We start from the raw sequence: 25500 nt of genomic DNA, 5'->3' as shown, positions 1-25500 counted from the left end.
ATGTTACTATACAACTGACGATTATGGGTGATGAAAATGGGGCTAATTGGAATTGAAAAAGTAATTATTGTCGAAGGAAAATCAGATAAAAAACGTATTCAAGATATCATTCGAGAACCAATTGAGATTATTTGTACAAACGGTACGATTAGTTTATCAAAGCTGGATGAAATTATTGACTGTACGTTTAATAAAGAGGTATACATACTCGTTGACTCTGATGATTCAGGGAATAAGCTAAGAAAACAATTTAAACGAGAGCTTCCGGAAGCAGAGCATCTATATATTGATAAAATGTACCGAGAAGTTGCTGCCGCCCCTAGACATCACATAGCAACAGTATTACTGAGTGCCAATATCGATGTTAATGCAGAATTTTTAACATAAAAGGAATGAGCAACATGCAAGAATGGAGCGAAAAACAGCTTGATGATCAGTTGAAAGAAGGAGAAAGAGCGTTTATCTTTTTCCATACGCCTTTTTGCGGAACATGTCAGCTGGCAAAAAAAATGTTAACCGTGGCAGAAGCGATGCTGCCGGATGTAACCATCGGAATGAGCAATTTAAATTATATGCCTTCAAAGGCAGAATTATTTTCAATTGAAAGCGTACCTTGTTTGATCGAAGTGAAAAATGGTGAAATGGTAAAAAAACTCTACGCTTTTCATTCCATCGAGCACATACTCGAGGAGCTTCGATAATCAAACGTTTGTTTAAAATGAAAAAATGGAAAGAGAGCGAACCGTTGGGGTTGTTGAGTTCTTGGGATATTATCCCAAGAACAAAATCTGTTGACAGCCTATCTGACACATGCTAAAATCACACTCATGAATGTTCATAAATGAATGAATATTTCCCAAAAACAAAATAATTGTTGCGAACTCTTATCAAGAGAGGTGGAGGGACTGAGCCCTGTGAAACCCGGCAACCGTCAGACTAACTGAAATGGTGCCAATTCCTGCAAAGCTATGCGCTTTGAAAGATGAGAGAAAGGATTAAATATCGAGCCTTTCTGTCATGCGCAGAGAGGCTTTTTTAATGGGGAAAATTGTTTTACGGCTTTTTCATCCTATAGGGCAACCTAACATAATTAAGTTTTTATTAAAGAAGGTGAAGAAATATGATTACATTAACAGACGTTACAAAAATTTATCAGGCTAAAAGCGGTCAAGTAACAGCTGTTGATAATGTGAATCTAACCGTTAACCAAGGTGAAATTTACGGAATTATTGGTTATAGCGGAGCGGGGAAAAGTTCTTTGATTCGCTTGCTAAACGGATTAGAAACACCAACGACAGGAACGGTCGAAGTAGCAGGTAATGATATTGGAAAAATTAAAGGCGGAAAACTCAGAAAAGCTAGACAAGAAATTAGTATGGTATTTCAACACTTTAATATTTTATGGTCGCGTACGGTGAGAGAAAATATTGCTTTTCCGTTAGAAATAGCAGGGATTTCAAAAGAAAAAAGAATGAAACGAGTAGACGAACTCATTAAGCTAGTTGGACTTGAAGGTCGTGAAAATGCTTATCCATCTCAGCTTAGCGGTGGACAAAAGCAGCGTGTTGGTATTGCTCGAGCGCTAGCGAATAATCCAAAAGTATTGCTTTGTGATGAAGCCACATCAGCGCTTGATCCTCAAACGACAGATTCTATTTTAGATCTGTTAGTAGATATTAATGAGAAGCTAGGGTTAACCATTGTATTAATTACTCATGAAATGCACGTCATTCGTAAAATTTGTCATCGAGTAGCTGTTATGGAAAATGGGGCAGTAGTAGAAGAAGGACAAGTGCTAGAAGTATTCAGAAAACCTAAGCAGCCGATTACAAAACGATTTGTTCAACAGATTTCTGAACCAGAGGAAACGTTTGAAACGATTGAACAAGTGAAAGAGCTGTATCCAAGCGGGCAAATTATTCAGCTGACGTTTGTTGGCGGAAAAGCAGAGCAACCGCTCATTACAACGATTTTAAAACAGTTTGATGTAACGATTAATATTTTACAAGGAAAGATTTCTCATACGCAAACAGGTTCATACGGAACGTTGTTCGTTCATTTAGACGGAGAATTAACAGAAGTTGAAAAAGTCATTGCATACATTCATGAGCAGCAGGTAGAAGTGGAGGTAATGACAAATGCTTGAGAAACTATTTCCAAACGTTATTTTAGATGATTTTATTCAAGCGACAAATGAAACACTATATATGACGGCTATTTCAGTTGTAGCCACATTTGTTCTAGGTATTTTATTGGGCTTGCTTTTATTTTTAACGTCCAAAGGACAGCTTTGGCAAAACAAACCTTTATATGCCATTGTGTCAGCGGTTGTAAATATCTTTCGTTCCATTCCATTCATTATTTTAATTGTTTTACTGATTCCATTTACCAAAGCATTGGTAGGAAGTATTCTAGGTGCTAATGCAGCGTTACCTGCTTTAATTGTTGGAGCAGCACCATTTTATGCGCGTCTTGTAGAAATTGGTTTGCGCGAAATTGATAAAGGTGTGATTGAAGCTGCTAAATCAATGGGAGCAACAACAAGCACCATTATTTTTAAAGTGCTGTTACCTGAATCGCTGCCAGCTTTAATTTCCGGTTTGACGGTAACAACGATTGCATTAGTCGGCTATACGGCAATGGCGGGTGTGATTGGAGCCGGAGGTCTTGGAAACCTTGCATATTTAGAAGGATTCCAGCGCAGTCATAATGACGTAACGCTAGCCGCTACAATCTTAATTTTGATTATTGTATTTATTATCCAACTTATTGGAGATGCGATTACTGCAAAAATTGATAAAAGATAAAGGGAGGATTATTTATTATGAAAAAATGGCTTTCGGCTTTAGCATTAACATCTGCACTAGTAGTAGGATTAGCTGCGTGTGGATCTAACAATGGATCAGAAGATGAAAAGAAAATTGTCGTGGGTGCATCTAATACGCCTCATGCTGAAATTTTAGAACAAGCAAAACCGATTTTAGAAAAACAAGGAATTGACTTAGAAATTAAAAAATTCCAAGATTATATCTTACCGAACACAGCTCTTGCAAACAATGAAATTGATGCAAACTACTTCCAGCACGTTCCTTATATGAATTCAGTGTTAAAAGATCACAAGGGTGAAAAAGGGTATGATTTCGTAAGTGCCGGTGCCATTCACATTGAACCAATTGGTATCTACTCTAAAAAATACAAAAGCTTAAAAGATCTTCCGAAAAACGGTACAGTTATTATGCGTGATGCGGTAGCAGAGCAAGGACGTATTTTATCGATTTTTGAAAAAGCTGGCGTGATTAAATTAAAGCCAGGCGTAAAGAAAATAGATGCACAAATTAAAGATATTGTAGAAAACCCTAAAAATTTAAAATTTAAAGCCGATGTTGAAGGCGGATTGTTACCTCAAATGTACAAAAATAATGAAGGTGACGCTGTTGTTATCAATGCTAACTATGCTATCGATGCTGGTTTAGATCCAGTAAAAGATCCAATCGCAGTTGAAAGCAAAGAAGATAACCCTTATGCAAACATCATTACGGTTCACAAAGGTGACGAAAATAAAGATACAGTGAAAGCTTTAGTAAAAGTTCTTCACTCTAAAGAAATTCAAGATTACATTAAAGAAAAATACAAAGGCGGAGTATTGCCGGTAAATAAATAATAGAAGAAAAGCGCTTGCCCACTCTGGGCAAGTGCTTTTTTTTGTATGCGGCAAAACGAATAACTCTTATTTTTCTCACGCATACTAACCGTGAAAACTTTACTGATGATGGGAGCTGACGTTATGCAGCAAGAAGCACGTCATTCAACTGAGCAAGCACTTCATGATTATAAAATGGGTGTTGGGAAATTTAGTGAAAAATTGCCGGAAGTAACAAAAACGTTTAATGCGTTTACTGAAGCATGTTTTGGAGAAGGTTCTCTTTCTAAAAAAGAAAAGCAGTTAATCGCGTTAGGGATCAGCGTAGTAGCTCAAGACGAGTACTGTATGATTTATCATACGAAAGGCTGCATTGATCAAGGTGCAACTGAGCAAGAAATTTTAGAAGCATGCGGAGTATCAGCAGCATTTGGCGGAGGCGCAGCGATGAGTCAGTCCGTTACGCTTGTCCAAGAGTGTGTTTCAGAACTGACTAGCCACACGCACTAAGTAAATAAAGCGGGTAAAAAGCTTGTCTTAGAAGGCTCTATAGAGTCTTTTAAGGCAACTTTTTTATGAGTGGATTTAGTCTTAAAAAACGTACATAATGGTTTAAAACCTTTTGGGTCAAAAGGTTGCTATAAGTTTTCATTTGTTATAAGATTGTAATGAGAATAAAATGAGAATAATTAAAAAGATATAGGTATATCGTTTTTTACTATATACGTCTATAACTGGAGGTTTTAATATGGCAGGGTCAACTTTAACAATTAAAGATCTTCATGTTGCAATTGAAGGTAAAGAAATTTTAAAAGGTGTTAATTTAGAAGTTAAGGGCGGCGAAATCCATGCAATCATGGGACCAAACGGTACTGGTAAATCAACATTATCTTCAGCAATCATGGGACATCCTAAATACGAGGTTACACAAGGAAGCATCACGCTAGACGGCGAAGATGTACTTGAGATGGAAGTAGATGAGCGCGCTCGTGCAGGTCTATTCCTAGCGATGCAATATCCAAGTGAAATCAGCGGTGTAACAAATGCAGACTTCCTACGTTCAGCAATTAATGCTCGTCGTGAAGAAGGCGAAGAAATTTCACTAATGAAATTCATCCGTCAATTAGACAAAAACATGGATTTCTTAGAAATGGATCAAGACATGGCACAGCGTTACCTAAATGAAGGTTTCTCTGGCGGTGAGAAGAAGCGTAACGAAATTCTTCAATTAATGATGCTTCAACCAGGAATTGCAATTTTAGATGAAATCGACTCTGGTTTAGATATCGATGCGTTAAAGGTTGTATCAAAAGGTATTAATGAACTGCGCGGCAGCGAGTTCGGTTGCTTAATGATTACTCACTATCAACGTTTATTAAACTACATTACACCAGATAAAGTTCACGTTATGATGCAAGGTCGCGTTGTAAAATCAGGCGGACCAGAATTAGCACAGCGTCTAGAGGCAGAAGGTTATGACTGGATCAAACAAGAATTAGGTATTGAAGACGAAACTGTAGAGCAAGAAGCTTAAGAGTTAGGAGGATCTCTATGACTATTGATACGAAATTACCATTTGATCAAGAGTACATCAGCAGCTTTTCAAAAGAAGCTAATGAACCAAGTTGGCTGCTAGATCTTCGCTTACAAGCTCTTGCGAAAGCAGAAGATCTTGCACTTCCAAAGCCAGATAAAACAAACATTTCGAAATGGAATTTTACTGCTTTTGACAAGCACACTTCACAGGCAAGCACAATCTCATCTGTAGATGAGCTTCCAGAAGTGGTTAAAGCATTGATTGATACAGAAGCTGTTAAAAATCTATATGTTCAGCGTGACCAAACAGCTGCATACTCAACGTTAACAGAAGAGCTAAAATCTCAGGGTGTTATCTTCACAGATATTCAAACAGCTGCTAAAGAGCATAGCGCCCTTGTTGAGAAGTACTTCATGAAAGACGGAGTTAAAGTAGATGAGCACCGTTTAACTGCATTAAACGCAGCGTTATTAAACGGCGGTGTATTTGTATACGTTCCTAAAAATGTAGAAGTAGAAGAGCCGCTTCAAGCTGTATTTGTCCGCGAAGATGAAGAAGCAGCTTTATTCAACCATGTGATTGTTGTAGCTGAAGACAACAGCTCAGTAACATATGTAGAAAACTACATTGCTACTGCTGAAGAGTCAAACGGTGTTGTCAATATCGTGACGGAGGTATTCGCTAACAGCAATGCAAAAGTAACGTTTGGAGCTGTTGACTACTTAGCTAAAGGCACAACTACTTATGTGAACCGCCGCGGTGTAGCGGGCAAAGATGGTCGCATTGAGTGGGCTTTAGGCTTAATGAGTGAAGGAAATACAGTTTCAGAAAATACAACGTATCTAATGGGCGACGGTTCATATGGAGATACAAAAACGGTAACAGTTGGACGTGGAGAGCAGTCTCAAAACTTAACAACAAGTATCGTACACTTCGGAAAACATTCTGAAGGCTACATTTTAAAACATGGCGTTATGAAAGAAAGCGCGTCTTCAATCTTTAACGGTATCGGTAAAATTGAACACGGTGCATCTAAATCAAACGCTGAGCAGGAATCTCGTGTGTTAATGTTAAGTGAAAAAGCACGTGGAGACGCAAACCCAATTCTTCTAATTGATGAAGATGATGTAACAGCAGGACACGCTGCATCTGTGGGACGCGTAGATCCAATTCAGCTTTACTACTTAATGAGCCGCGGTATTCCACAAACAGAAGCAGAACGTTTAGTTATTCACGGGTTCTTAGCACCAGTTGTAAACGAGTTGCCAATCGAAACGGTTAAAAAACAATTAACGGATTTAATTGAAAGGAAAGTTCGATAATGAATATCTCTGATATTCGTAAACAATTTCCTATTTTAGACCAAGAGGTAAATGGCAGCCCACTCGTTTATTTAGACAGTGCAGCAACTTCACAAAAGCCGCTTGCTGTAATTGAAGCGATTGAGAAGTATTACAAAGAATATAACTCAAACGTACACCGAGGTGTTCACACGCTTGGTACAAGAGCAACAGACGGATACGAAGGAGCTCGTGAAAAGGTTCGTAAGTTTATTAATGCAAAATCAACGGAAGAGATTATCTTTACGCGCGGTACAACGACAGCTCTTAATACAGTAGCTGCAAGCTATGGCCGTGCGAATCTTAAACCTGGTGATGAAATTGTGATTACTTATATGGAACATCACAGTAACATCATTCCTTGGCAGCAAGTTGCCAAGGAAACAGGTGCAACGTTAAAATATATTTCATTAACAGAAGATCATGCACTTTCACTAGAAGAGGTAAAAAGCACGATTACATCTAACACAAAAATTGTATCGATTATGCAAGTATCTAACGTATTGGGCACAATTAACCCAGTAAAAGAAATTGCAGAAATTGCACATGCTAACGGTGCAGTAATGGTTGTGGATGGTGCGCAAAGTACGCCTCACATGAAGGTGGATGTACAAGATTTAGACTGTGATTTCTTTGCTTTCTCTGGACATAAAATGGGCGGACCGACTGGAATCGGCGCTCTTTATGGAAAGAAAGAGCTTCTTGAAAAAATGGAACCAATCGAGTTTGGCGGCGAAATGATTGACTTCGTAAACCTATACGAATCAACGTGGAAAGAGCTTCCTTGGAAATTTGAAGGAGGTACGCCAATCATTGCAGGTGCCATTGGTTTAGGTGCAGCGATTGATTTCTTAGAAGAAGTTGGTTTAGATAACATTCAAGCACATGAGCACAAGCTAGCGCAATATGCACTGGATCGCTTATCGCAAGTAGACGGAATTACGATTTACGGACCGAAAGAGCGAGCGGGTGTTGTGACGTTTAACATTGAAGATGTACATCCGCACGACGTTGCGACAGTAGTAGACGCTGATGGAATTGCGATTCGTGCAGGTCATCACTGTGCGCAGCCGCTGATGAAATATTTAAACGTATCTTCTACTGCACGTGCAAGCTTCTATCTGTATAACACGGAAGAAGAAGTAGATAAATTGGTGTCATCATTAATAAAAACGAAGGAGTATTTTACAAATGGCTTTTAATAATTTAGATACTCTCTATCGTCAAGTAATTATGGACCATTATAAAAACCCGCGTAATCGTGGAACATTGAATGAAGATACTGTGAACATTCATATGAATAACCCGACGTGCGGAGACCGCATTGAACTTTCTTTAAAAGTAGAGGACGGCAAAGTGGTGGATGCAAAGTTCGAAGGTGAAGGATGTTCAATTTCAATGTCATCAGCTTCAATGATGACACAAGCAATTAAAGGTCAAGAAGTAGACAAAGCGTTTAAAATGGCCCATATCTTCTCTGACATGATGCAAGGTAAAGAGTATGATGATAGTATAGATTTAGGAGATATTGAAGCACTTCAAGGTGTAGCAAAATTTCCTGCGCGTATTAAATGTGCAACACTAGCGTGGAAAGCGATGGAAAAAGGTCTTAACGAACAAAAATAAGACCTTCATTCATTCCCAATCCTATCAAGTAGGGGGTAATAAAAGATGGCTAAAAAAATGCCAGAAATCGGCGATTATAAATATGGATTTTCCGATAAAGACGTATCAATTTTCCGCTCTAAACGCGGTTTAACAAAAGAAATCGTAGAAGAAATTTCTCGTATGAAAGAGGAACCACAATGGATGCTTGACTTCCGTTTGAAATCTCTAGAGCACTTCTACAACATGCCAATGCCACAGTGGGGCGGAGACATGGCAAGCTTAGACTTTGATGAAATTACGTACTACGTAAAACCATCTGAGAAGTCTGAACGTTCTTGGGATGAAGTTCCTGAAGAAATTAAACAAACGTTTGATAAACTTGGTATTCCTGAAGCAGAGCAAAAGTATCTTGCGGGTGTATCAGCTCAGTACGAATCTGAAGTTGTTTATCACAATATGAAAGAAGATCTTGAAGCGCAAGGTATCGTATTTAAAGATACAGATACGGCACTAAAAGAAAACGAAGATATTTTCCGTGAGCATTTTGGAAAAGTTATCCCGCCAACGGATAACAAATTCTCTGCTCTTAACTCAGCGGTTTGGTCTGGTGGATCATTCATTTACGTACCAAAAGGCGTAAAAGTAGATACACCATTACAAGCTTATTTCCGTATTAACTCTGAAAATATGGGACAGTTTGAGCGTACGTTAATTATTGCTGATGAAGGCTCACACGTCCACTATGTAGAGGGCTGTACAGCACCTGTTTATACAACAAACTCTCTTCACAGTGCCGTTGTAGAAATCATCATTAAAAAAGACGCGTATTGCCGCTATACAACAATTCAAAACTGGGCGAACAACGTATACAACCTTGTAACAAAACGCGCGGTTTGTGAAGCAAACGCAACAATGGAATGGATCGATGGAAACATCGGTTCTAAGTTAACAATGAAATATCCAGCTGTTATTTTAAAAGGTGAAGGTGCACGTGGTATGACATTATCTATTGCCCTTGCTGGTAAAGGACAGCACCAAGATGCTGGTGCAAAAATGATTCACTTAGCACCGAACACATCTTCAACGATCGTATCAAAATCAATTTCAAAACAAGGCGGTAAAGTAACATACCGCGGTATCGTACACTTCGGCCGTAAAGCAGAAGGTGCACGTGCGAACATTGAGTGTGATACGCTGATTATGGATAATCAATCAACTTCTGATACAATTCCGTACAATGAGATTTTAAATGATAACATCTCACTTGAACACGAAGCGAAAGTATCAAAAGTGTCTGAAGAACAATTATTCTATCTAATGAGCCGCGGTATTTCTGAAGAAGAAGCGACAGAAATGATTGTAATGGGCTTTATTGAGCCATTTACAAAAGAGCTTCCAATGGAATATGCAGTAGAAATGAACCGTCTAATCAAATTTGAAATGGAAGGTTCAATCGGTTAATAATAGATAAAAACTCGTTTGCTGTTTATGCAAACGAGTTTTTTTGTATCGTTTGTATTAAAATAAAGAAAAGCGATGCTAAGAAAATAGAGGAGGAATGGCATGATTTATATTGGAGTCACAGGCTGGGGAGATCATGATTCATTATATGAAGCGGGTGTTTCATCAAGAGACAAGCTTGCCGTATACGCAGGCCATTTTCCAATTGTTGAAGTCGATTCATCTTTTTATGCAATTCAACCTAAATCAAATGTAGAAAAGTGGGTGAATGATACACCGAAATCTTTTCGTTTTGTGGTAAAAGCCTATCAAGGCACACAGGGGATATGAGAGAAGGAAATCCGTTTGACAGCAAGGAAGAAATGTTTCATGCATTTTTAGAATCAGTGAAGCCGTACGTAAGTTCAAATAAGCTGGCCATGATTTTATTTCAAATGCCACCGTGGTTTGACTGTACAAAAGAAAACGTAGCATATTTGAGATATAGCCGTGAGAAGTTTGGAGATTTGCCAGTAGCCCTTGAGTTTCGAAATCAGTCTTGGTTTAAGCCGTTTTTCTACGATAAAACGCTAACGTTTATGGAACAAGAGAAGTGGATTCACGGTATTTGTGATGAACCGCAGGCAGGAGAAGGATCTATTCCCATTGTGATTCATGCTACAGATAAACAGAAAACACTCATACGTTTTCATGGACGAAACGTACACGGTTGGAACAAACCCCCAGAAGGCAATTGGCGAGCGGTAAGGTTTTTGTATCGCTACAATGAAAAAGAGCTTCTAGAGTGGAAAGAACGTCTTGAAAAGCTGCAAAAACAAACGAAGGACATTTACCTGTTATTTAATAATAACTCCGGCGGAGATGCTGTACATAATGCCAAACAGCTCATGAGTTTATTAAATATTGAATATGAGAATTTAGCTCCTAAACAATTAGATTTTTTTAATGAATTTTAGCACTGAGTTCTATAAAAGTTTATATAAATAAGGAAGAAGGAATACAAACGTCAAATAGGTAGAAAAGTATATGTAAAACCTCACTTTTTTCTTTCAAAATCATAAATTGATTAAGAAAGGAGTGAGTTACTATGATTACCCTAGCGCCTATCGTAATTGAAGGTCATACGTTTAATGCAGTTACCGTATTGCTGCCAAAAACAACTCTGTTAACAATTTCATCAGATAAAGGGTACATTATGTGCGGAGCACTAGACGTAGGTCTATTAAATGACAAATTAGCTGATCGTCAAATAATAGCTGGAAGAGCTGTAGGTGTACGTACAATTGAGCAGCTTCTTGAAGCGCCGCTTGAATCTGTAACGCTTGAAGCTGAAAAAAGAGGGATTTTTAAAGGAACAATTGGCAAAGATGCTTTATTGAAAATGCTTTAATATAGTCGAGAATTTAAGATAAAACTTTTTAAAAGAAGCGTGAACCTCCTTATACATGCATACATATAGCTTGTAAGGAGGGATTTTTTTTGGTTAAACTTCGTCGGAAATTAACAAGAAAAGGCCCGCTTCCTTTTCGTTACGTTCTGTTGCTCACCTTTCTTTTTTTTATGCTTTCCACAGGGGTAGGATTATGGCTAATTAATAGAGGGATTGAACCGACGTTAATGAAATATGCTGAAGCACAAACAAAAGAGATTGCAACTTTAGTTATTAATAAAGCGGTGAATAAACAGGTACTTGATCAACTGGACGTAGATGTCATTAAAGTGGAATCTACACCTAACGGTCAAGTAGCCAAAATTGACACAGCGCTTGTAAATCGGGTTAGAGCTCAAACTACGTCATTTGTCCAGGCTAACTTAAAAGAAGCAGAGAAAGGGAATTTAGATGCACTTGAACTTCCAACAGATATTCGTATTGAAAAAAGTGAAAAGCTGCGGAATCAAGGAATTGTATACCAAGTTCCGCTTGGGCAAGCGACTAATAATGCGCTGCTTGGAAATCTAGGTCCGCTTATTCCGGTTAAATTTCATGCTATTGGTGACGTTCAAACAGACGTAGTGCGAAAAATCGAAGAGTATGGAATAAATAATGCGTTTCTTGAAGTGTCTATCAAAGTAAAAGTAAACATGCAAATCATTATCCCATTTGCAACTAAAAAAACAACCGTTACGGCTACGATCCCGGTCGGAGGCACCGTTATTCCTGGAAATGTTCCTGACTATTTTAACGGTGGAAACTCGTCTTCTCCGGCGATTGAACTTCCGAAGAAAAATTAACAATATTATATTAACGTGATAAAGTATTATTAAAAAAGCAGGTGCGGAAGTTCAAAAAGACTTTCATACTTGCTTTTATTCATTGGGTAATTTGTCTGAATTTTCTATAAAAAATATTTTGACATACTATCTTCTCCCTTCTATAATTTGAGGTAGGAAGTTATAGAGAGAATAATCTAAAAATTATAAAAATTCTCGCTGATCTACGATAAAAAGAGGGTAGGGAGAGAACAAGAGGGGGAATTACAGTGGAAAATAGGCCGCAGTGGGGATCAAGAGCAGGGTTTATTTTAGCAGCAGCAGGTTCAGCAATTGGACTAGGGAATATATGGAGGTTTCCAGCTACTGCATATGAAAATGGAGGAGGAGCATTTTTTCTTCCCTATTTATTTGCTTTGTTGACGGCAGGAATTCCTATTTTAATCATGGAGTTTGCTATAGGTCATAAATATAAAGGTTCTTCTCCTTTATCATTAGCGAGACTAAGTCCAAAGGCTGAGTGGCTAGGCTGGTGGCAAGTAGCTATTTCCTTTTTTATTTCAGTTTACTATTCCGTTATTATCGCGTGGGCGATGTCGTATTTTATCTTTTCATTTAAGTTAAGCTGGGGAAAGGATACAGAAGCGTTTTTATATGGAGATTACTTAAAATTAGCTGAAGCACCAGGACAAACAGGAAGCATCGTATTACATGTTTTAATTCCGCTTGTACTTGTATGGATTGTCACGTTAGGTGTGTTATTAAAAGGAATCAAAAAAGGAATTGAAGCGGCAAACAAAATCTTTTTACCAACACTAATTGTTCTATTTTTAATCATCGTCATTCGAGCAGTAACATTAGACGGAGCAATGGAAGGTCTGCACGCTTTCTTTAAACCAAACTGGAGCGCAATTGGAGATGGAAAGGTTTGGATTGCGGCATATGGTCAAATTTTCTTTAGTTTATCTGTTGGTTTTGCTATTATGATCACTTATTCCAGCTACCTTCCAAAAAAATCTGATTTAACTAATAATGCGTTTATTACTGGATTCGGTAATTCCGCTTTTGAATTACTAGCAGGAATCGGTGTGTTTAGCGCACTTGGTTTTATGGCTACTCAGCAAGGTATCCCAATCGATAAAGTGGTTCAGGGAGGGGTAGGACTAGCCTTTGTTGTTTTCCCGCAAATTATTAATGAATTTCCGGCCTTTAAACAGCTGTTTGGAATGCTATTCTTTGCTTCCTTAACATTAGCAGGATTAACATCGCTTATTTCAATTATTGAAACCTTTGTAGCAGGCATTCAAGATAAATTTACTATCTCACGTACAAAATCTGTATTAATAGGCGGAGGAATCGCTTCAATTTGCTCGCTGTTATTTGCAACACAAGGCGGACTTTATTTCTTAGATGTGGTCGACTATTTCATTAATAACTTCGGAGTTGCTTTAGCAGGCTTAGTAGAAGTTGTATTAGTTGCTTGGGTATTTAAAAAGCTGAGCAGCCTTCAGCAGCATGCAAATGAAGTCTCTGATATCCGAATCGGATCATGGTGGAAGATATGTTTAGGAGTCGTTACACCACTTGTACTTGGGTATATGATGTTTGATAACTTCCGGAAAAATATTTCGGAAAATTACGAGCAGTATGCAACGACTTTTGTAGGTCCTTTTGGTTGGGGCGTGGCAGCTCTGGCTGTTATTTTAGGAATTGTTTTCTCTTTTGCACGATGGAAAGATGGGACGATCCGTTTGTCAGTTAAAGAGAAGGGGGTTTCTAAATAATGGATGGAAGTTCAATTACAATGATGGTTGTAGGGATGGTCATCATATGGGGCGGCTTGGCCGCGAGTATTGCTCATGCTGTGAAAAAAGCAAAAGAAAGCAAAGCATCAGGATAAAAAACAGGAAGCGTCGGCTTCCTGTTTTTTTATTTTTTCTTTAGTTCTAAACGATCATTTCTTTCCCACGTTCTTAACTGAGGATATGGGTCAAACGACCACTCATTTTTGCCGTTATCTTTATACATTCCATAATGCAAGTGAGGAGGGAATTTCCCAGAAGTTCCAGGAGGTCCATAACCGGAACTTCCTACTCCGCCAATGAGTGTTCCTGGTTCTACAATTTGCCCTACTTTTAAATTTTTTGCAAACCCGCTTAAATGAGCTAAATAATGATAGTTATTATGAAGGTCACGAATACCGATTCGCCAGCCTCCATATTTATTCCATCCTTTAAGCTCAATAATGCCATAGCAAGGGGATTTTACTGGAACTCCGTAATTTGCAAAAATGTCTGTTCCTTCATGGATTCGTTTTCCACCCCAGCCGCGCGCATCTCCCCATGTACTGCGATAACTGTAGTTCGCACGGAGAGGCACAGGAAATGAAGAACCTTTTAAATCAATGCGACCGTAATGGCGAAAAATTTTAGCATTCCCTAAAATAATATCAACCGCTTTAGCCCGGTGATAATAGTTCCAAAGCGCAATTTTAATATAGTCTTCGGATACCCCGAACGTCCGAATATAATCTGCCATGGTAAAAAGCATATCTTCATCATTAAATTGGTCTGCTTTTTTGTCTCCATTCCCATCTTTACCTATTCCCCCGAGGAGAGAAATAGTTAGTGGGTTTGTATCTTCCAAATTTGGATTTAGAGAACCTGACCATTTTTCTGGAGGATAATAAATGGCGATCGCACCTTTTTCTCTTGGAATATCTTTATGAGAGCGTCGAATATTTCGTTCATACTGGTCAATTCCAGCAAAGTAATACCAAGGAATTGTAGTAGCGGCTTCCATTTGTTTATACAGCTCTAATCTCTTTTGAATAAGCATTTTTTCTTGATCTGCTGAAGATTCAGCTGTTACGTGGTGCCATCCTGTGAATATAGACATGAACATAAAAAGTAAGATAATCGTTTTGCGCATCGTGTTTCCCCCTTTCTAAAAATAGTGTGTAACCCTAGTTTGCAGCGAGAAAAAAGATTTCATAAATATTAATTAATGGAAATCGCTTCAAAACTTTTTTAAAGAATTTTATTCAGAAGATAAATGGAAATTATACGGAGGATGAAAACGCACACATTCGGATGGAAAATAGAAGAAAACTCAGGAAAATAAAGAGCAGACAACTTGTCGAATCTCACTTTTTTATGATAAAGTGACATATAGTTATGTTTTTAATATGTAGTTAAAATTAAGCATATAGGTTATAGACATTTTCTAGATTGGTGGAGTTGATAATATGGCAACAAAAGAAGAGCATGTCCGCAAACCCGAGTGGCTGAAGATTAAGCTAAACACAAACGAAAATTACACAGGCTTAAAGAAAATGATGCGTGAAAAAAACCTTCATACAGTTTGTGAAGAAGCAAGATGTCCGAATATTCATGAGTGTTGGGCTGTTCGTCGTACGGCAACTTTTATGATTTTGGGAGAAGTATGTACACGTGCCTGTCGTTTTTGCGCGGTTAAGACAGGTTTACCAACAGAATTAGATTTAGAAGAGCCAGAACGCGTAGCGGATTCTGTTCAGCTAATGAACTTAAAACATGCGGTTATTACAGTAGTAGCTCGCGATGATTTAAAAGACGGAGGAGCAAGCGTATTAGCTGAAACAATTCGTGCGATTCGTCGTAAAAATCCATTCACAACAATTGAAGTATTGCCTTCTGATATGGGCGGTGTGGAAGAGAACTTACGTATTGTAATGGACGCACGTCCTGATATTTTAAACCATAATATTGAAACAGTACGCAGCCTTACGCCTCGTGTTCGTGCTCGTGCTAAATATGAGCGTTCTCTTGAGTTCCTTCGCCGTGCAAAAGAAATGCAGCCGGATATCCCTACAAAATCAAGTATCATGCTTGGTCTAGGAGAAACAAAAGAAGAAATTATTGAAACGATGGATGATTTGCGTGCGAACAATGTAGATATTATGACGCTAGGCCAATATCTACAGCCAACTAAAAAGCACATAAAAGTTCAGAAATATTACCATCCAAATGAGTTTGAAGAGCTAAAAGAAATTGCATTATCAAAAGGATTCAGCCATGTCGAAGCAGGTCCTCTTGTACGTTCTTCTTACCATGCAGATGAGCAAGTTAACTCTGCTGCAAAAAACAAAGCACAAGAAAGCAAGTAAGGTAAAAAGAGGCTGGAACAAAAGTAGTTTAGCCGAAGTGAAAAACGAACCACTAATCAAACTGTTTGATTAGTGGTTCGTTTTTTTTTTGTTACGGTTAACGTAAAATTTATCTGTTTTGTTCCTTCTAGCAGTTGATTGGAGGGCAAGGCGAAGACTCCTGCGGGAACAGCGGAACAGGTGAGACCCCACAGGAGCGCAAGCGACGAGGAGGCTCAGCGCCCGCCCGCGGAAAGCGAAGCCTTGCACGGAAATCAACTGCGGTGTCACAAGCGGTTCAGCTCATGTGTCTCATTTCTTCGTCTTTTGATTACATTCTTTTAGTTACGTCTCAACTTTTTTGTTTATTCCACCATATCTTTGTCCGTCATCGGTTCATTCAATTCGTTTTTCTCTCTTCCATTTGCATCTTCTCCGCCGTTCATTTTACGCCCTTGGGGAGATTTTAGCATTTGTTGAATAACGGCATCGATTCGTTTTCTAGCATCATTTGTTTGTGTATTCATTTCACTAATATTTTCGATTTGGTCCATATGTTTCGGATTATCTGAGACGTATACATGATAATAACGAGGGACTACAGACATAGCTGTACGTTTTACCTGATCGGCTGCGTTATTCCTATTTTTAGCATCTGTTTTATAAGCAACAAGCACATCTTTATCTGTTACTAGCGTAGCGGCTTGTTTAATATTTGGGATAGCGGTGCTCAGTTTACTAATATTGTCGGCTGCTTCTTCTCGATTAAATGTTCCTACTTGGTTCATATTGGAATTTTGTTCATTTGTGTTTTTAGTGTATCGGACATATCCATAATTTGTGCCGCTATTATTATTTGGATTATAATAATGATTAGGCTCGTTTACATTAATGGCATCTGGGTTGTTTGGTGATAAATTTTCATTTTCAGCTGTGTTTTTATTTTGACAGCCAATGGTTAAAATACTTGTTATCAAAGCGATTCCAAGAATAGATTTCTTCACCATTTCCACCTCCTGTAGTTAAATATCGTACGCCAGGTAAACCGGCGAACCTTCATGTGGAGCATAAAAGATCAGTAGGTATACCGATAAAACTCCTACAGGATTAGAGTGCTGCTTATACGTGAAAAATTTCATGTTAATTGATGGTTTCATCATCATAATTATGGTATGGTAAATTTTAAGAGAAGAGGTGTGAGCAATGGTCTGTATCAATAATATTTGTTATGAAGTATTAAAAGATGAGCGCGAAGCATTTAATGAAGAGGCGTTTAGAGGTCGCTTTATTGACGTGCTGAGCCGCTATGACTATATTGTGGGAGATTGGGGATACAATCAGCTTCGACTGCGAGGCTTTTTTGATGACCGAAATCAAAAGGCAACGTATGATACGAAGATTAGTACGCTTCAAGACTATTTACATGAATATTGTAATTTTGGCTGTGCGTATTTTGTCTTAAAAAAAGTCCATAAGTAAAAAAAGGCAAGCCGAAGACACTAATTGTCCTTCACGCTGCCTTTTTTTTAGATGATTTCATATAAAAATTCGCGAAGTTCCTGACCGTCTTCACTGTTTAATTTAAATACTTCTTCAAGATAGTTTGGTTCTTCAAGGTCATCTTGTCCAATGATGGCAAAGCGTCCTCCTTGAATATCAAGAACAACTTGTTTGCCATAATAGCGGTCGGTTTGGATAATAGCTAAATCAAATCGTTGATTTTCGCCCATAAAGCTGACAAACCGGGTCTTTGTAGATACGACATCGTCATATAGATAAAAGCGTTCGCTCATAGGTATACTCCTTTCATAGGTTGTATTTGTATCATATCAAATAAGGTCAAAAACAAAAATCAATTTATCAAATGGATAATGGGTCATGATAAAATAGAACAGGAACCCCGTTTGTTTATGAAAAAAGATTTATAGAGAGCTGACAACTAGGGAGGAAATAATATGTACTTTGTAGATCGTGAAAAAATAGAAGCCACGCTTGTTTTTTTTGATGAACATGTTCGTTTGTTTGCTGAGCATTCGAGCTGGAACACAGAAATAGAGAAAAAGGCATTAGAGAGAATTGTACATCTTTTAATTGAAAACGTTTTAGATGTAGGAAATGCAATGATTGATGGATTTATTATGAGAGATCCAGGCAGTTACGACGATATCATTGACATTTTAGTTGATGAGAAAGTGGTTAAAAAAGAGGAAGAAACGCCATTAAAAGAGATCGTTCAATTGCGTAAAAGCCTTGTCCAAGAATATGTGGATGTTAATCATCAGGATATTTATCAAAAAGTGATGCAGCATAAAGACGTACTGGCAGCATTTTCAGAGCGCGTAAGGACATATCTAGAGACAGAGTTAGGGCCTGTGTCTGCTTTTCGTAATTAAAGGCAAGCAAGTTGTAGTTGTATAAAAAATAAGCTATGATTTCAAGTATGACACTTGAAAGGAGATCACACAACATGAAGGAATATAAAGGATATTTGATTGATTTAGACGGAACAATGTACAAAGGAACAGAGCTAATTGCCGAGGCGCGTGATTTTGTTATTAAATTAAAGGAAAAAGGAATTCCTTATTTATTTGTAACAAACAACTCAACAAAAACGCCCGATAAAGTAGCTGAAAAGCTAGAGGCATTTGGCATTCCTGCAACAGAAGAGCAAGTTTTTACAACGAGTCAGGCAACAGCTAATTATTTGCATGAACGAAAAGCAAACGCTTCAGCTTATGTAATTGGTGGAGAAGGAATTCGACATGCGCTGCTTGAAAAAGGATTTACCATTGAAGAGGAAGATACGGATTTTGTAGTTGTTGGTTTGGATCAGGAAATTACATATGAAAAATTAGCAAAAGCATGTTTAAACGTTCGAAACGGCGCCTTTTTTGTTTCAACGAACGGAGATATTGCGATTCCTACTGAAAGAGGCTTACTGCCTGGTAATGGCTCTATCACGTCCGTTATTACGGTTTCTACTCAAACAAATCCAGTATTTATTGGCAAGCCAGAAAGTATTATTATGGAGCAAGCCCTTGAAGTCATCGGTACGCCAAAAGAAGAAACAATCATGATTGGTGATTACTATGATACAGATATTTTAGCAGGGATGAATGCAGGCTTAGATACATTATTAGTCCATACAGGGGTAACAACAAGAGAGTTACTAGAAGGATATGAGAAAAAGCCAACTTATACGGTAGATTCACTAAAAGAGTGGATGGAGCGAATTTAAAAAGCTGTCAATTGACAGCTTTTTTGTTTTTAAAGGCTATTCTTGGCTAGCAGCCCGATGCGCTAACCGGCTAGAAGCAGCGGCAGCAATTGCGCCTACTAAATCATCTAAGAAAGTATGGCACTCTCCAGTCGATTTATCGTTTAATCTTTCTAAAATACCCGGCTTTTGTTTATCAATATACCCGTAATTGGTAAAGCCGATTGATCCGTAAACATTTACAATCGATAATGCTAAAATCTCGTCGATACCGTATAAACCTTCGTCTTTCTCAAGAATGTCCAACAGAGGCGGCTCAATCACTTTTTTTTCCGTGAGGACATCTAGTTGAATACCCGTTAAAATAGCATTTTGAACTTCTCGTTTAGAAATGACGCGCTCAACGTTATATAAACAGTCTTCGATTGTTAAGTTTGGGTGATACTTTTTTTGCAAGTAATAGACCAGTTCAGCAATGTCCGTAAGAGCCACGCCGCGTTCTATTAACCATTCTCTTGCTTTTTTTTCTAACTCACTTTGTGTATGTTTTTTCTCCAAGTATCATCACCTGTTTTCTATATATTTTTAAGTCTAAAGTTGTTTCATACTACTAACCCGGAGTAAATAACTATAAATGGTGTATTTCTAATCTATTCATTCCTCCGTAAATATTATGACAAGTAATGTTGTTTTCCATCATATAATTTCTTGAATGAATGAAGAGAGGGATTAAAATGATACAAACCATTTATGAGCATTACGGATTACGTCCAAACGAATTTATGCCCGTTGGTAAATTTGAAGGTTTTCAGTATCGAGATATTTTATATACGATCATTAATGTAAAGCAAATGGAACAAGACGAGTTAAATGAACTATATCAAATGAGTCAATTTCTAATGGGGCAAGGTGATCGCCATGTGGCAACATTTATGCCTAATTTGAATGGTGAAATGATTACAGAAACTGAAACTGAAAAATTTATCATTTGCCGCTGTCTTGCGGAAGAGAAAAACCCCAATTTTTCACCTGGGCACGAGCTAGCTGTTTTTCATCAAAAAGGGAGGCTGTTTCCTTATGAAGTGGAACAAGCAAACCGGCTAGGGCAATGGAAGTCCATGTGGGAGAAGCGTCTCGACCAGATGGAGCAATTTTGGTATGGAAGATTACGTGCTTTACCTAATCAAGAGATGGAAAAACGTTTTTTAGAAACGTTTCCTTATTACCTAGGATTAACGGAAAATGCTATTCAATACCTAGTAGACACGGAAATTGACGATTTGCCCCGGTCAGTTGACGCTGCGACGATTTGTCATCATCGGTTCGGCCAAAAAACATGGGGGGAAGACTACGTTTACAAGCTCCCGGCAGACTGGGTCTTCGATCACCCTAGCAGAGATATAGCTGAATATATAAGGGAACAATATTTATTAACATACGCTGTCGATGAAAGGCACATGCATCAGTTTTTAAGTGAATATGAAAAGGTAAATCCACTTTCTTCTTTTTCATGGAGACTGTTATATGCTAGACTTCTTTTTCCTGTTCATTATTTTGAGGTCATTGAAGGATACTACAGTGTACAAGATGAGCGGCAAAAACAAAAGTATTATGAGAAGCTGGAAGGAGTATTAGCTCATTCTTCTCACTACGAAGCGTTTCTCAAGCGCTTTTATCAGTCGGTGGGCATTTCAACGTCTCGTTATCACATTCCTGAATTAACATGGATTCATTAAAAAGCGATTACTATAGAATATGATAAAATAGAAAAATAGGTGTTGGATAATCCAAACCCGTTTTTCTATTTTGTTTTTGTGCATGCAGTTTAAAAAGAATAAAGAGGTGGCGTACATATGGACAAGCCGTTTGTATTTATTGCGAGAAAAATACCCAATGAATTAATTGAACCTTTACAGGCAGTAGCGAATGTGGAAATGTGGGATAAAGAAGATGAGGCAGTCCCTCATGAGCTGCTTTGTGAAAAAGCTAAGCACGCACATGCTCTATTAACAATGCTTTCAGACCGTATTGACAGTGAATTGCTTACGCAAGCTCCTCATTTAAAGCTTGTAGCTAACTTGGCGGTTGGATTCGATAATATTGATATAGAAGCGGCAACTGAACGCGGAGTGATCGTTTCTAATACGCCCGATGTTTTATCTGATACAACAGCGGATTTAACGTTTGGTTTGTTAATGAGTGTAGCTAGACGTTTAGTAGAAGCTGCTGAATACGTGAAAGAAAATCAGTGGAAAAGCTGGAGTCCATTTTTGTTAGCGGGTAGAGATGTTCACCATAAAACATTAGGTATTGTTGGAATGGGGAAAATTGGAGAGACGCTTGCGAAACGTGCTACAGGTTTTGATATGGAAATTCTGTACCACAACCGGAGTCGCAACCTTCAAGCAGAACAAAAGCTCGATGCAGTTTACTGTGAGTTAAATGAGCTGCTTGAACGATCTGATTTTATTGTTTGTTTGACACCATTAACGGACGAAACCAAACATTTATTTAATGCTGAAGCATTTGAACAGATGAAAACAACAGCGATTTTTATTAATGCTTCAAGAGGAGCAGTGGTTGATGAGCAAGCACTGTTACATGCAATTGAATCCGGTGAAATTGCTGGAGCTGGCTTGGATGTATTCGATCAAGAGCCTGTTTCCGCTTCTCACCCTCTTCTTCAACTGCCTAATGTTGTAGCGCTGCCTCATATCGGCAGTGCGAGTATTGAAACGCGTACGGAAATGATTTCTTTATGCGTAAAAAATATTAAAGCAGTGCTCACAAACGAGTCTCCTACTACAATTGTAAATAAAGAAGCGTTTGCGAAAAAATCATAATGAAAAAAGGCAATTTCATTTCGGTGAAATTGTCTTTTTTTTATTAAAAAACAGTGGTAGCCATGTTATGATAATAAAATGAAATATTTTAAAAATTTACATTTATCTTTATATACCAATTTTTTTAACAAGTTTACGAGAAAAGATGGCAAGTAAACCTTGTAAAAAAGAAAAATAAGGTCTATAATGTCCTCTATAAGAGAACAAATGTATACGTAGAAAGAACACAGAGGTGAGGAATATGACAAAAAGTATTTCAGTAGGATTATTAGGATTAGGAACGGTAGGAAGCGGAGTAGTCAAAATTATTGAAAATCATCAGGATAAATTAAGTCATCAAGTCGGGTGTCCTGTAGAAGTTAAAAAAGTAGTAGTTAAAGATATTGATAAGAAACGTGACGTGGAGATCAGTGAAGATAAATTAACAACGAATGTTGAAGACGTTTTACATAACGCGGAGATTGACGTTGTCATTGAAGTAATGGGTGGCGTTGAAGAAACAAGAGATTATATCTTAACAGCCCTTCGTAATAAAAAGCATGTTGTGACGGCAAACAAAGACTTAATGGCGGTTTACGGCTCAGAATTGTTAACAGTAGCTTCTGAAAATAATTGTGATTTATTTTATGAAGCAAGTGTAGCTGGCGGTATTCCAATCCTTCGTGGATTAGCAGATGGGTTAGCATCTGATCGTATTACGAAAATGATGGGAATTGTAAATGGGACAACAAACTTCATTTTAACGAAAATGACAAAAGAAGGAAGCGCCTATGATGAAGTGTTAAAAGAAGCGCAGGATTTAGGGTATGCTGAAGCGGATCCCACTTCTGACGTAGGTGGTTTAGATGCTGCTCGTAAAATGGCAATCTTGGCTACATTAGGATTTTCAATGAAAATTGACTTGGATGATGTTCGTGTTCAAGGTATTACAGAAGTAACGGAAGAAGACTTGCAATATAGTAAACAACTAGGCTATACGATGAAACTGATTGGATATGCACATCGTGACGGTGACAATGTAGAAGTTAGTGTTCAGCCAACTCTTTTAGCAGATACACATCCTCTCGCTTCAGTAAGCGATGAGTACAACGCTGTATATGTATACGGAGAAGCTGTTGGAGAGACTATGTTCTATGGACCAGGAGCGGGAAGCCTGCCAACTGCAACTGCTGTCGTATCCGATTTAGTAGGCGTTATGAAAAACATGCGTTTAGGTGTAAATGGTAAAAGCGCGGTAACACCTCAGTATCCAAAACAGTTAAAAGCAGAAGATGAAATGTTCTCGAAGCATTTCTTGCGTATTCATGTAAAAGATCAGGTTGGAGCATTTGCAAAATTAACAACGCTATTTTCAGAGCGTGGTGTGAGCTTCGAAAAAATTATCCAACTTCCTGTGAAAGGAAGCGAATTAGCTGAGATTGTTGTGGTTACACACAAAACATCTCAAAAAGATTATGAGGAAATCCTTCAGCAGCTTCGGGATTTACCAATTGTAGAAAATGTAAAAAGCAGTTACCGCGTAGAGGGAGTTGGCACAGTATGATGTGGAAAGGTCTATTAGCTGAATATAAAGAATTTTTACCTGTAACAGATAAAACACCTATGCTTACACTACATGAAGGAAATACGCCTTTAATTCATCTTGCTCAGTTATCAAAAGAGCTAGGCATTGATTTACATGTGAAAGTAGAAGGGTTAAATCCAACGGGGTCATTTAAAGACCGCGGAATGGTAATGGCTGTAGCAAAAGCAAAAGAAGAAGGAAGCAATACGGTTATTTGTGCATCTACAGGTAACACATCCGCAGCTGCCGCAGCCTATGCATCACGCGCTGGCATGCGCTGTATCGTTGTTATTCCAAATGGAAAAATTGCGATGGGGAAATTAGCTCAAGCTGTTATGTATGGTGCAGAAATTGTAGCGATTGAAGGAAACTTTGACCAAGCGCTTTCTATGGTTCGTAAGCTAAGTGAAACATCACCGGTTGCACTTGTAAACTCCGTGAACCCATACCGTATTGAAGGGCAAAAAACAGCTTCTTTCGAGATTTGTGAGCAGCTTGGAAAAGCGCCGGACGTTTTAGCTATCCCAGTGGGGAATGCAGGGAACATTACAGCTTACTGGAAAGGATTCAAAGAATACAGTGAGCGTCACCAAACGTCTCTTCCTCATATGCATGGTTTTGAAGCAGAGGGTGCAGCGGCGATCGTGCGTAATCAAGTTATCGAAAATCCAGAAACAATTGCAACCGCTATTCGAATCGGAAATCCAGCAAGCTGGGATTATGCTGTAAACGCAGCAAAAGAATCAAACGGAAAAATTGATGAAGTGACAGATGAACAAATCTTAGAAGCATATCGTACAATTGCACGCAAAGAAGGCGTATTTGCAGAGCCAGGTTCTTGCGCTTCAATTGCTGGTGTATTCAAAGATGTAGCTTCTGGTAAAATTGCAAAAGGTTCAACGGTTGTAGCTGTACTAACAGGTAATGGATTAAAAGATCCAAACGTAGCAATCGATGCTCATAACGTAAAGCCAGTGGTTTTACCAAATGATGAAGAAAAGGTATTTGAGTATATCCAAGGTGTCGTTGCTTCATGCTAGAAAATGAGCGTTTTGTCATTACGGTCCCAGCTAGCTCTGCTAATTTAGGGCCAGGGTTTGATTCTATTGGAGTGGCTTTATCCCGCTACTTAAGATTAACAGTAGAGCGTTATGATGAATGGATTTTTATCCCTGAGACAAAAGAAGTGCAAAGCATTCCGACAGGTACAGATAATTTAATGTATGAAGTGGCACAAAACGTAGCTCGTCAATTTAACATTGACCTTCCAAGTGCGAAGGTATCTGTTTGGAGCAACATTCCGTTAGCAAGGGGACTTGGAAGCAGCGCATCGGCTATCGTAGCCGGAATCGAGCTGGCAAATGTATTATGTGGCTTGCGTTTATCTAAAAGAGAAAAGCTTCGCATCAGCAGCTTGATGGAAGGACATCCCGATAACGTCAGTCCTTCTATTTATGGAGGAATCGTTGTTGGTTACCACCATGAAAATGAAACATATATTGCTCAAATACCTGAATTTGATGTCGATATCGTGATGGCTATTCCAGAATATGAATTAAAAACAACGGATGCCCGTGATGTGCTGCCTTCCGATATTAATTATCGCCATGCAGTAGAAGCTGGAGCCATCGGCAACATGCTAGTAGCAGCCCTGTTGAATAAAGATTTGCCTCTGATAGGCGAATTTATGGAGAAAGATTTATATCACGAACCTTATCGCATGAGACTCGTGCCAGAGCTTTCTCTTGTGCGAAAAGAAGCAAAAGCTCTCGGCGCATACGGTGTGTCACTAAGCGGAGCCGGTCCGAGTGTATTATGTTTAGCACCAAAAGGAAAAGGAAAAGCGATTGCTGAACATATGTATGCTTTACTGCCGAACTGCGAAATAGATGTTTTACAAATTGACCGCAAAGGTGTATTTGTAGAAGCTGAAGTCACAACGAGCTAATAAAA

28 protein-coding genes, 1 pseudogene and 1 riboswitch are annotated in these 25500 nt (G+C 38.4%); of the genes and pseudogenes, 25 read left to right on the top strand and 4 right to left on the bottom strand.

Annotation, left to right across the window (positions count from 1 at the left end):
• The first annotated feature begins 36 nt into the window (after window positions 1–36).
• From N178_RS07470 to N178_RS25790, 16 genes and pseudogenes are all read left to right on the top strand, one after another.
• Window positions 37–387 carry a toprim domain-containing protein gene (locus tag N178_RS07470; protein WP_045291604.1) on the top strand — a complete coding sequence of 117 codons (351 nt, stop codon included), beginning with the start codon at window positions 37–39 and terminating at the stop codon, window positions 385–387.
• A gap of 14 nt (window positions 388–401) precedes the next feature.
• A complete protein-coding gene (locus N178_RS07465) occupies window positions 402–701 on the top strand; it encodes a thioredoxin family protein (protein WP_045291602.1) in 300 nt (99 codons plus the stop codon).
• A gap of 180 nt (window positions 702–881) precedes the next feature.
• Window positions 882–989: riboswitch (SAM riboswitch) on the top strand.
• A 131-nt stretch (window positions 990–1120) separates the two neighbouring features.
• Window positions 1121–2146 carry a methionine ABC transporter ATP-binding protein gene (locus tag N178_RS07460; RefSeq protein ID WP_016765830.1) on the top strand — a complete coding sequence of 342 codons (1026 nt, stop codon included), beginning with the start codon at window positions 1121–1123 and terminating at the stop codon, window positions 2144–2146.
• Window positions 2139–2807, top strand: coding sequence for a methionine ABC transporter permease (locus N178_RS07455; RefSeq protein ID WP_016765829.1), 669 nt, complete (start codon window positions 2139–2141; stop codon window positions 2805–2807). The genes N178_RS07460 and N178_RS07455 overlap by 8 nt, the downstream gene beginning before the upstream one ends.
• Before the next feature lie 17 nt (window positions 2808–2824).
• On the top strand, window positions 2825–3661 hold the full coding sequence (locus N178_RS07450; protein WP_045291601.1) for a MetQ/NlpA family ABC transporter substrate-binding protein: 837 nt from the start codon (window positions 2825–2827) through the stop codon (window positions 3659–3661).
• Window positions 3662–3784: 123 nt separating this feature from the next.
• Window positions 3785–4150, top strand: a complete 366-nt coding sequence (locus N178_RS07445) for a carboxymuconolactone decarboxylase family protein (protein ID WP_016765828.1) — start codon at window positions 3785–3787, stop codon at window positions 4148–4150.
• A 238-nt stretch (window positions 4151–4388) separates the two neighbouring features.
• The gene (gene sufC, locus N178_RS07440) at window positions 4389–5174 is read left to right on the top strand and encodes a Fe-S cluster assembly ATPase SufC (RefSeq protein ID WP_013059647.1); all 786 of its coding nucleotides are present in this window, start codon (window positions 4389–4391) and stop codon (window positions 5172–5174) included.
• Between the two features lie 17 nt (window positions 5175–5191).
• Complete coding sequence (gene sufD, locus N178_RS07435; protein ID WP_045291600.1) at window positions 5192–6499, top strand: Fe-S cluster assembly protein SufD; 1308 nt, start codon at window positions 5192–5194, stop codon at window positions 6497–6499.
• A complete protein-coding gene (locus N178_RS07430; RefSeq protein ID WP_013059645.1) occupies window positions 6499–7719 on the top strand; it encodes a cysteine desulfurase in 1221 nt (406 codons plus the stop codon). Before sufD ends, N178_RS07430 begins: the two co-directional genes overlap by 1 nt.
• The gene (sufU, locus tag N178_RS07425; protein WP_013085338.1) at window positions 7709–8143 is read left to right on the top strand and encodes a Fe-S cluster assembly sulfur transfer protein SufU; all 435 of its coding nucleotides are present in this window, start codon (window positions 7709–7711) and stop codon (window positions 8141–8143) included. Before N178_RS07430 ends, sufU begins: the two co-directional genes overlap by 11 nt.
• A 45-nt stretch (window positions 8144–8188) precedes the next feature.
• Window positions 8189–9586 carry a Fe-S cluster assembly protein SufB gene (sufB, locus tag N178_RS07420; protein ID WP_013059643.1) on the top strand — a complete coding sequence of 466 codons (1398 nt, stop codon included), beginning with the start codon at window positions 8189–8191 and terminating at the stop codon, window positions 9584–9586.
• A 102-nt stretch (window positions 9587–9688) separates the two neighbouring features.
• A pseudogene (locus tag N178_RS07415) lies at window positions 9689–10542 on the top strand (DUF72 domain-containing protein).
• Window positions 10543–10673: 131 nt separating this feature from the next.
• On the top strand, window positions 10674–10976 hold the full coding sequence (locus N178_RS07410; RefSeq protein ID WP_013059641.1) for a YunC family protein: 303 nt from the start codon (window positions 10674–10676) through the stop codon (window positions 10974–10976).
• An 89-nt stretch (window positions 10977–11065) separates the two neighbouring features.
• Window positions 11066–11818: a sporulation protein YunB gene (gene yunB, locus N178_RS07405; protein ID WP_013085335.1), complete on the top strand. Its 753-nt coding sequence runs from the start codon at window positions 11066–11068 to the stop codon at window positions 11816–11818.
• A 248-nt stretch (window positions 11819–12066) separates the two neighbouring features.
• Window positions 12067–13581, top strand: a complete 1515-nt coding sequence (locus N178_RS07400) for a sodium-dependent transporter (protein WP_045291599.1) — start codon at window positions 12067–12069, stop codon at window positions 13579–13581.
• Entirely contained in the window at window positions 13581–13697 is a 117-nt protein-coding gene (locus N178_RS25790) for a methionine/alanine import family NSS transporter small subunit (protein WP_016765823.1), read from the top strand. Before N178_RS07400 ends, N178_RS25790 begins: the two co-directional genes overlap by 1 nt.
• Window positions 13698–13726: 29 nt before the next feature.
• On the opposite strand, the gene N178_RS07395 is transcribed toward N178_RS25790, so the two are convergent.
• Window positions 13727–14728 carry a M23 family metallopeptidase gene (locus tag N178_RS07395; protein ID WP_045291597.1) on the bottom strand — a complete coding sequence of 334 codons (1002 nt, stop codon included), beginning with the start codon at window positions 14726–14728 and terminating at the stop codon, window positions 13727–13729.
• 316 nt (window positions 14729–15044) lie between these two features.
• Between N178_RS07395 and lipA the strand changes: the two genes are divergently transcribed.
• The gene (lipA, locus tag N178_RS07390; protein WP_045291596.1) at window positions 15045–15944 is read left to right on the top strand and encodes a lipoyl synthase; all 900 of its coding nucleotides are present in this window, start codon (window positions 15045–15047) and stop codon (window positions 15942–15944) included.
• Between the two features lie 344 nt (window positions 15945–16288).
• Here the strand turns inward: lipA and N178_RS07385 are convergent, their stop codons facing one another.
• On the bottom strand, window positions 16289–16930 hold the full coding sequence (locus N178_RS07385) for a YhcN/YlaJ family sporulation lipoprotein (protein ID WP_013085333.1): 642 nt from the start codon (window positions 16928–16930) through the stop codon (window positions 16289–16291).
• A gap of 196 nt (window positions 16931–17126) precedes the next feature.
• On the opposite strand from N178_RS07385, the gene N178_RS07380 reads away from it, so the two are divergent.
• Window positions 17127–17402 carry a YutD family protein gene (locus N178_RS07380; protein ID WP_013059635.1) on the top strand — a complete coding sequence of 92 codons (276 nt, stop codon included), beginning with the start codon at window positions 17127–17129 and terminating at the stop codon, window positions 17400–17402.
• 47 nt (window positions 17403–17449) lie between these two features.
• On the opposite strand, the gene N178_RS07375 is transcribed toward N178_RS07380, so the two are convergent.
• Window positions 17450–17716: a DUF3055 domain-containing protein gene (locus N178_RS07375; RefSeq protein WP_013059634.1), complete on the bottom strand. Its 267-nt coding sequence runs from the start codon at window positions 17714–17716 to the stop codon at window positions 17450–17452.
• Window positions 17717–17878: 162 nt separating this feature from the next.
• Here N178_RS07375 and N178_RS07370 point away from each other — a divergent pair, with 162 nt between their 5' ends.
• A complete protein-coding gene (locus N178_RS07370) occupies window positions 17879–18316 on the top strand; it encodes a DUF86 domain-containing protein (protein ID WP_013085332.1) in 438 nt (145 codons plus the stop codon).
• A gap of 74 nt (window positions 18317–18390) precedes the next feature.
• Window positions 18391–19161: a TIGR01457 family HAD-type hydrolase gene (locus tag N178_RS07365; protein ID WP_013059632.1), complete on the top strand. Its 771-nt coding sequence runs from the start codon at window positions 18391–18393 to the stop codon at window positions 19159–19161.
• Between the two features lie 36 nt (window positions 19162–19197).
• Here N178_RS07365 and N178_RS07360 read toward each other — a convergent pair whose 3' ends face one another.
• Window positions 19198–19698, bottom strand: coding sequence for a phosphatidylglycerophosphatase A family protein (locus tag N178_RS07360; protein WP_013059631.1), 501 nt, complete (start codon window positions 19696–19698; stop codon window positions 19198–19200).
• 176 nt (window positions 19699–19874) lie between these two features.
• Here N178_RS07360 and yutH point away from each other — a divergent pair, with 176 nt between their 5' ends.
• The 5 genes from yutH to thrB all read left to right on the top strand — a co-directional run bounded on the left by yutH (window position 19875) and on the right by thrB (window position 25495).
• Entirely contained in the window at window positions 19875–20876 is a 1002-nt protein-coding gene (gene yutH / locus N178_RS07355) for a spore coat putative kinase YutH (RefSeq protein WP_045291595.1), read from the top strand.
• 117 nt (window positions 20877–20993) lie between these two features.
• Entirely contained in the window at window positions 20994–21983 is a 990-nt protein-coding gene (locus tag N178_RS07350) for a 2-hydroxyacid dehydrogenase (RefSeq protein WP_045291593.1), read from the top strand.
• Between the two features lie 241 nt (window positions 21984–22224).
• Window positions 22225–23526, top strand: coding sequence for a homoserine dehydrogenase (locus tag N178_RS07345; RefSeq protein WP_013059628.1), 1302 nt, complete (start codon window positions 22225–22227; stop codon window positions 23524–23526).
• On the top strand, window positions 23526–24587 hold the full coding sequence (thrC, locus tag N178_RS07340; RefSeq protein WP_045291685.1) for a threonine synthase: 1062 nt from the start codon (window positions 23526–23528) through the stop codon (window positions 24585–24587). The genes N178_RS07345 and thrC overlap by 1 nt, the downstream gene beginning before the upstream one ends.
• Window positions 24581–25495 (top strand): homoserine kinase, encoded by a 915-nt coding sequence (gene thrB / locus N178_RS07335; protein WP_045291592.1) that lies wholly within the window; start codon window positions 24581–24583, stop codon window positions 25493–25495. Before thrC ends, thrB begins: the two co-directional genes overlap by 7 nt.
• Window positions 25496–25500: the final 5 nt, after the last annotated feature.

This window comes from Priestia aryabhattai B8W22, assembly GCF_000956595.1.
Taxonomy (GTDB): domain Bacteria; phylum Bacillota; class Bacilli; order Bacillales; family Bacillaceae_H; genus Priestia; species Priestia aryabhattai.
Note: the sequence above shows the minus strand (reverse complement) of the source record. Positions and strands in the feature narration are given on the sequence as shown.

What these genes read in the sequence shown, in the direction of transcription:
- N178_RS07470 (WP_045291604.1), top strand. Translation starts at nt 37, where the DNA reads ATGGGGCTAATTGGAATTGAAAAAGTAATTATTGTCGAAGGAAAATCA.
- N178_RS07465 (WP_045291602.1), top strand. Translation starts at nt 402, where the DNA reads ATGCAAGAATGGAGCGAAAAACAGCTTGATGATCAGTTGAAAGAAGGA.
- N178_RS07460 (WP_016765830.1), top strand. Translation starts at nt 1,121, where the DNA reads ATGATTACATTAACAGACGTTACAAAAATTTATCAGGCTAAAAGCGGT.
- N178_RS07455 (WP_016765829.1), top strand. Translation starts at nt 2,139, where the DNA reads ATGCTTGAGAAACTATTTCCAAACGTTATTTTAGATGATTTTATTCAA.
- N178_RS07450 (WP_045291601.1), top strand. Translation starts at nt 2,825, where the DNA reads ATGAAAAAATGGCTTTCGGCTTTAGCATTAACATCTGCACTAGTAGTA.
- N178_RS07445 (WP_016765828.1), top strand. Translation starts at nt 3,785, where the DNA reads ATGCAGCAAGAAGCACGTCATTCAACTGAGCAAGCACTTCATGATTAT.
- sufC (WP_013059647.1), top strand. Translation starts at nt 4,389, where the DNA reads ATGGCAGGGTCAACTTTAACAATTAAAGATCTTCATGTTGCAATTGAA.
- sufD (WP_045291600.1), top strand. Translation starts at nt 5,192, where the DNA reads ATGACTATTGATACGAAATTACCATTTGATCAAGAGTACATCAGCAGC.
- N178_RS07430 (WP_013059645.1), top strand. Translation starts at nt 6,499, where the DNA reads ATGAATATCTCTGATATTCGTAAACAATTTCCTATTTTAGACCAAGAG.
- sufU (WP_013085338.1), top strand. Translation starts at nt 7,709, where the DNA reads ATGGCTTTTAATAATTTAGATACTCTCTATCGTCAAGTAATTATGGAC.
- sufB (WP_013059643.1), top strand. Translation starts at nt 8,189, where the DNA reads ATGGCTAAAAAAATGCCAGAAATCGGCGATTATAAATATGGATTTTCC.
- N178_RS07410 (WP_013059641.1), top strand. Translation starts at nt 10,674, where the DNA reads ATGATTACCCTAGCGCCTATCGTAATTGAAGGTCATACGTTTAATGCA.
- N178_RS25790 (WP_016765823.1), top strand. Translation starts at nt 13,581, where the DNA reads ATGGATGGAAGTTCAATTACAATGATGGTTGTAGGGATGGTCATCATA.
- N178_RS07395 (WP_045291597.1), bottom strand. Translation starts at nt 14,728, where the DNA reads ATGCGCAAAACGATTATCTTACTTTTTATGTTCATGTCTATATTCACA.
- lipA (WP_045291596.1), top strand. Translation starts at nt 15,045, where the DNA reads ATGGCAACAAAAGAAGAGCATGTCCGCAAACCCGAGTGGCTGAAGATT.
- N178_RS07385 (WP_013085333.1), bottom strand. Translation starts at nt 16,930, where the DNA reads ATGGTGAAGAAATCTATTCTTGGAATCGCTTTGATAACAAGTATTTTA.
- N178_RS07380 (WP_013059635.1), top strand. Translation starts at nt 17,127, where the DNA reads ATGGTCTGTATCAATAATATTTGTTATGAAGTATTAAAAGATGAGCGC.
- N178_RS07375 (WP_013059634.1), bottom strand. Translation starts at nt 17,716, where the DNA reads ATGAGCGAACGCTTTTATCTATATGACGATGTCGTATCTACAAAGACC.
- N178_RS07370 (WP_013085332.1), top strand. Translation starts at nt 17,879, where the DNA reads ATGTACTTTGTAGATCGTGAAAAAATAGAAGCCACGCTTGTTTTTTTT.
- N178_RS07365 (WP_013059632.1), top strand. Translation starts at nt 18,391, where the DNA reads ATGAAGGAATATAAAGGATATTTGATTGATTTAGACGGAACAATGTAC.
- yutH (WP_045291595.1), top strand. Translation starts at nt 19,875, where the DNA reads ATGATACAAACCATTTATGAGCATTACGGATTACGTCCAAACGAATTT.
- N178_RS07350 (WP_045291593.1), top strand. Translation starts at nt 20,994, where the DNA reads ATGGACAAGCCGTTTGTATTTATTGCGAGAAAAATACCCAATGAATTA.
- N178_RS07345 (WP_013059628.1), top strand. Translation starts at nt 22,225, where the DNA reads ATGACAAAAAGTATTTCAGTAGGATTATTAGGATTAGGAACGGTAGGA.
- thrC (WP_045291685.1), top strand. Translation starts at nt 23,526, where the DNA reads ATGTGGAAAGGTCTATTAGCTGAATATAAAGAATTTTTACCTGTAACA.
- thrB (WP_045291592.1), top strand. Translation starts at nt 24,581, where the DNA reads ATGCTAGAAAATGAGCGTTTTGTCATTACGGTCCCAGCTAGCTCTGCT.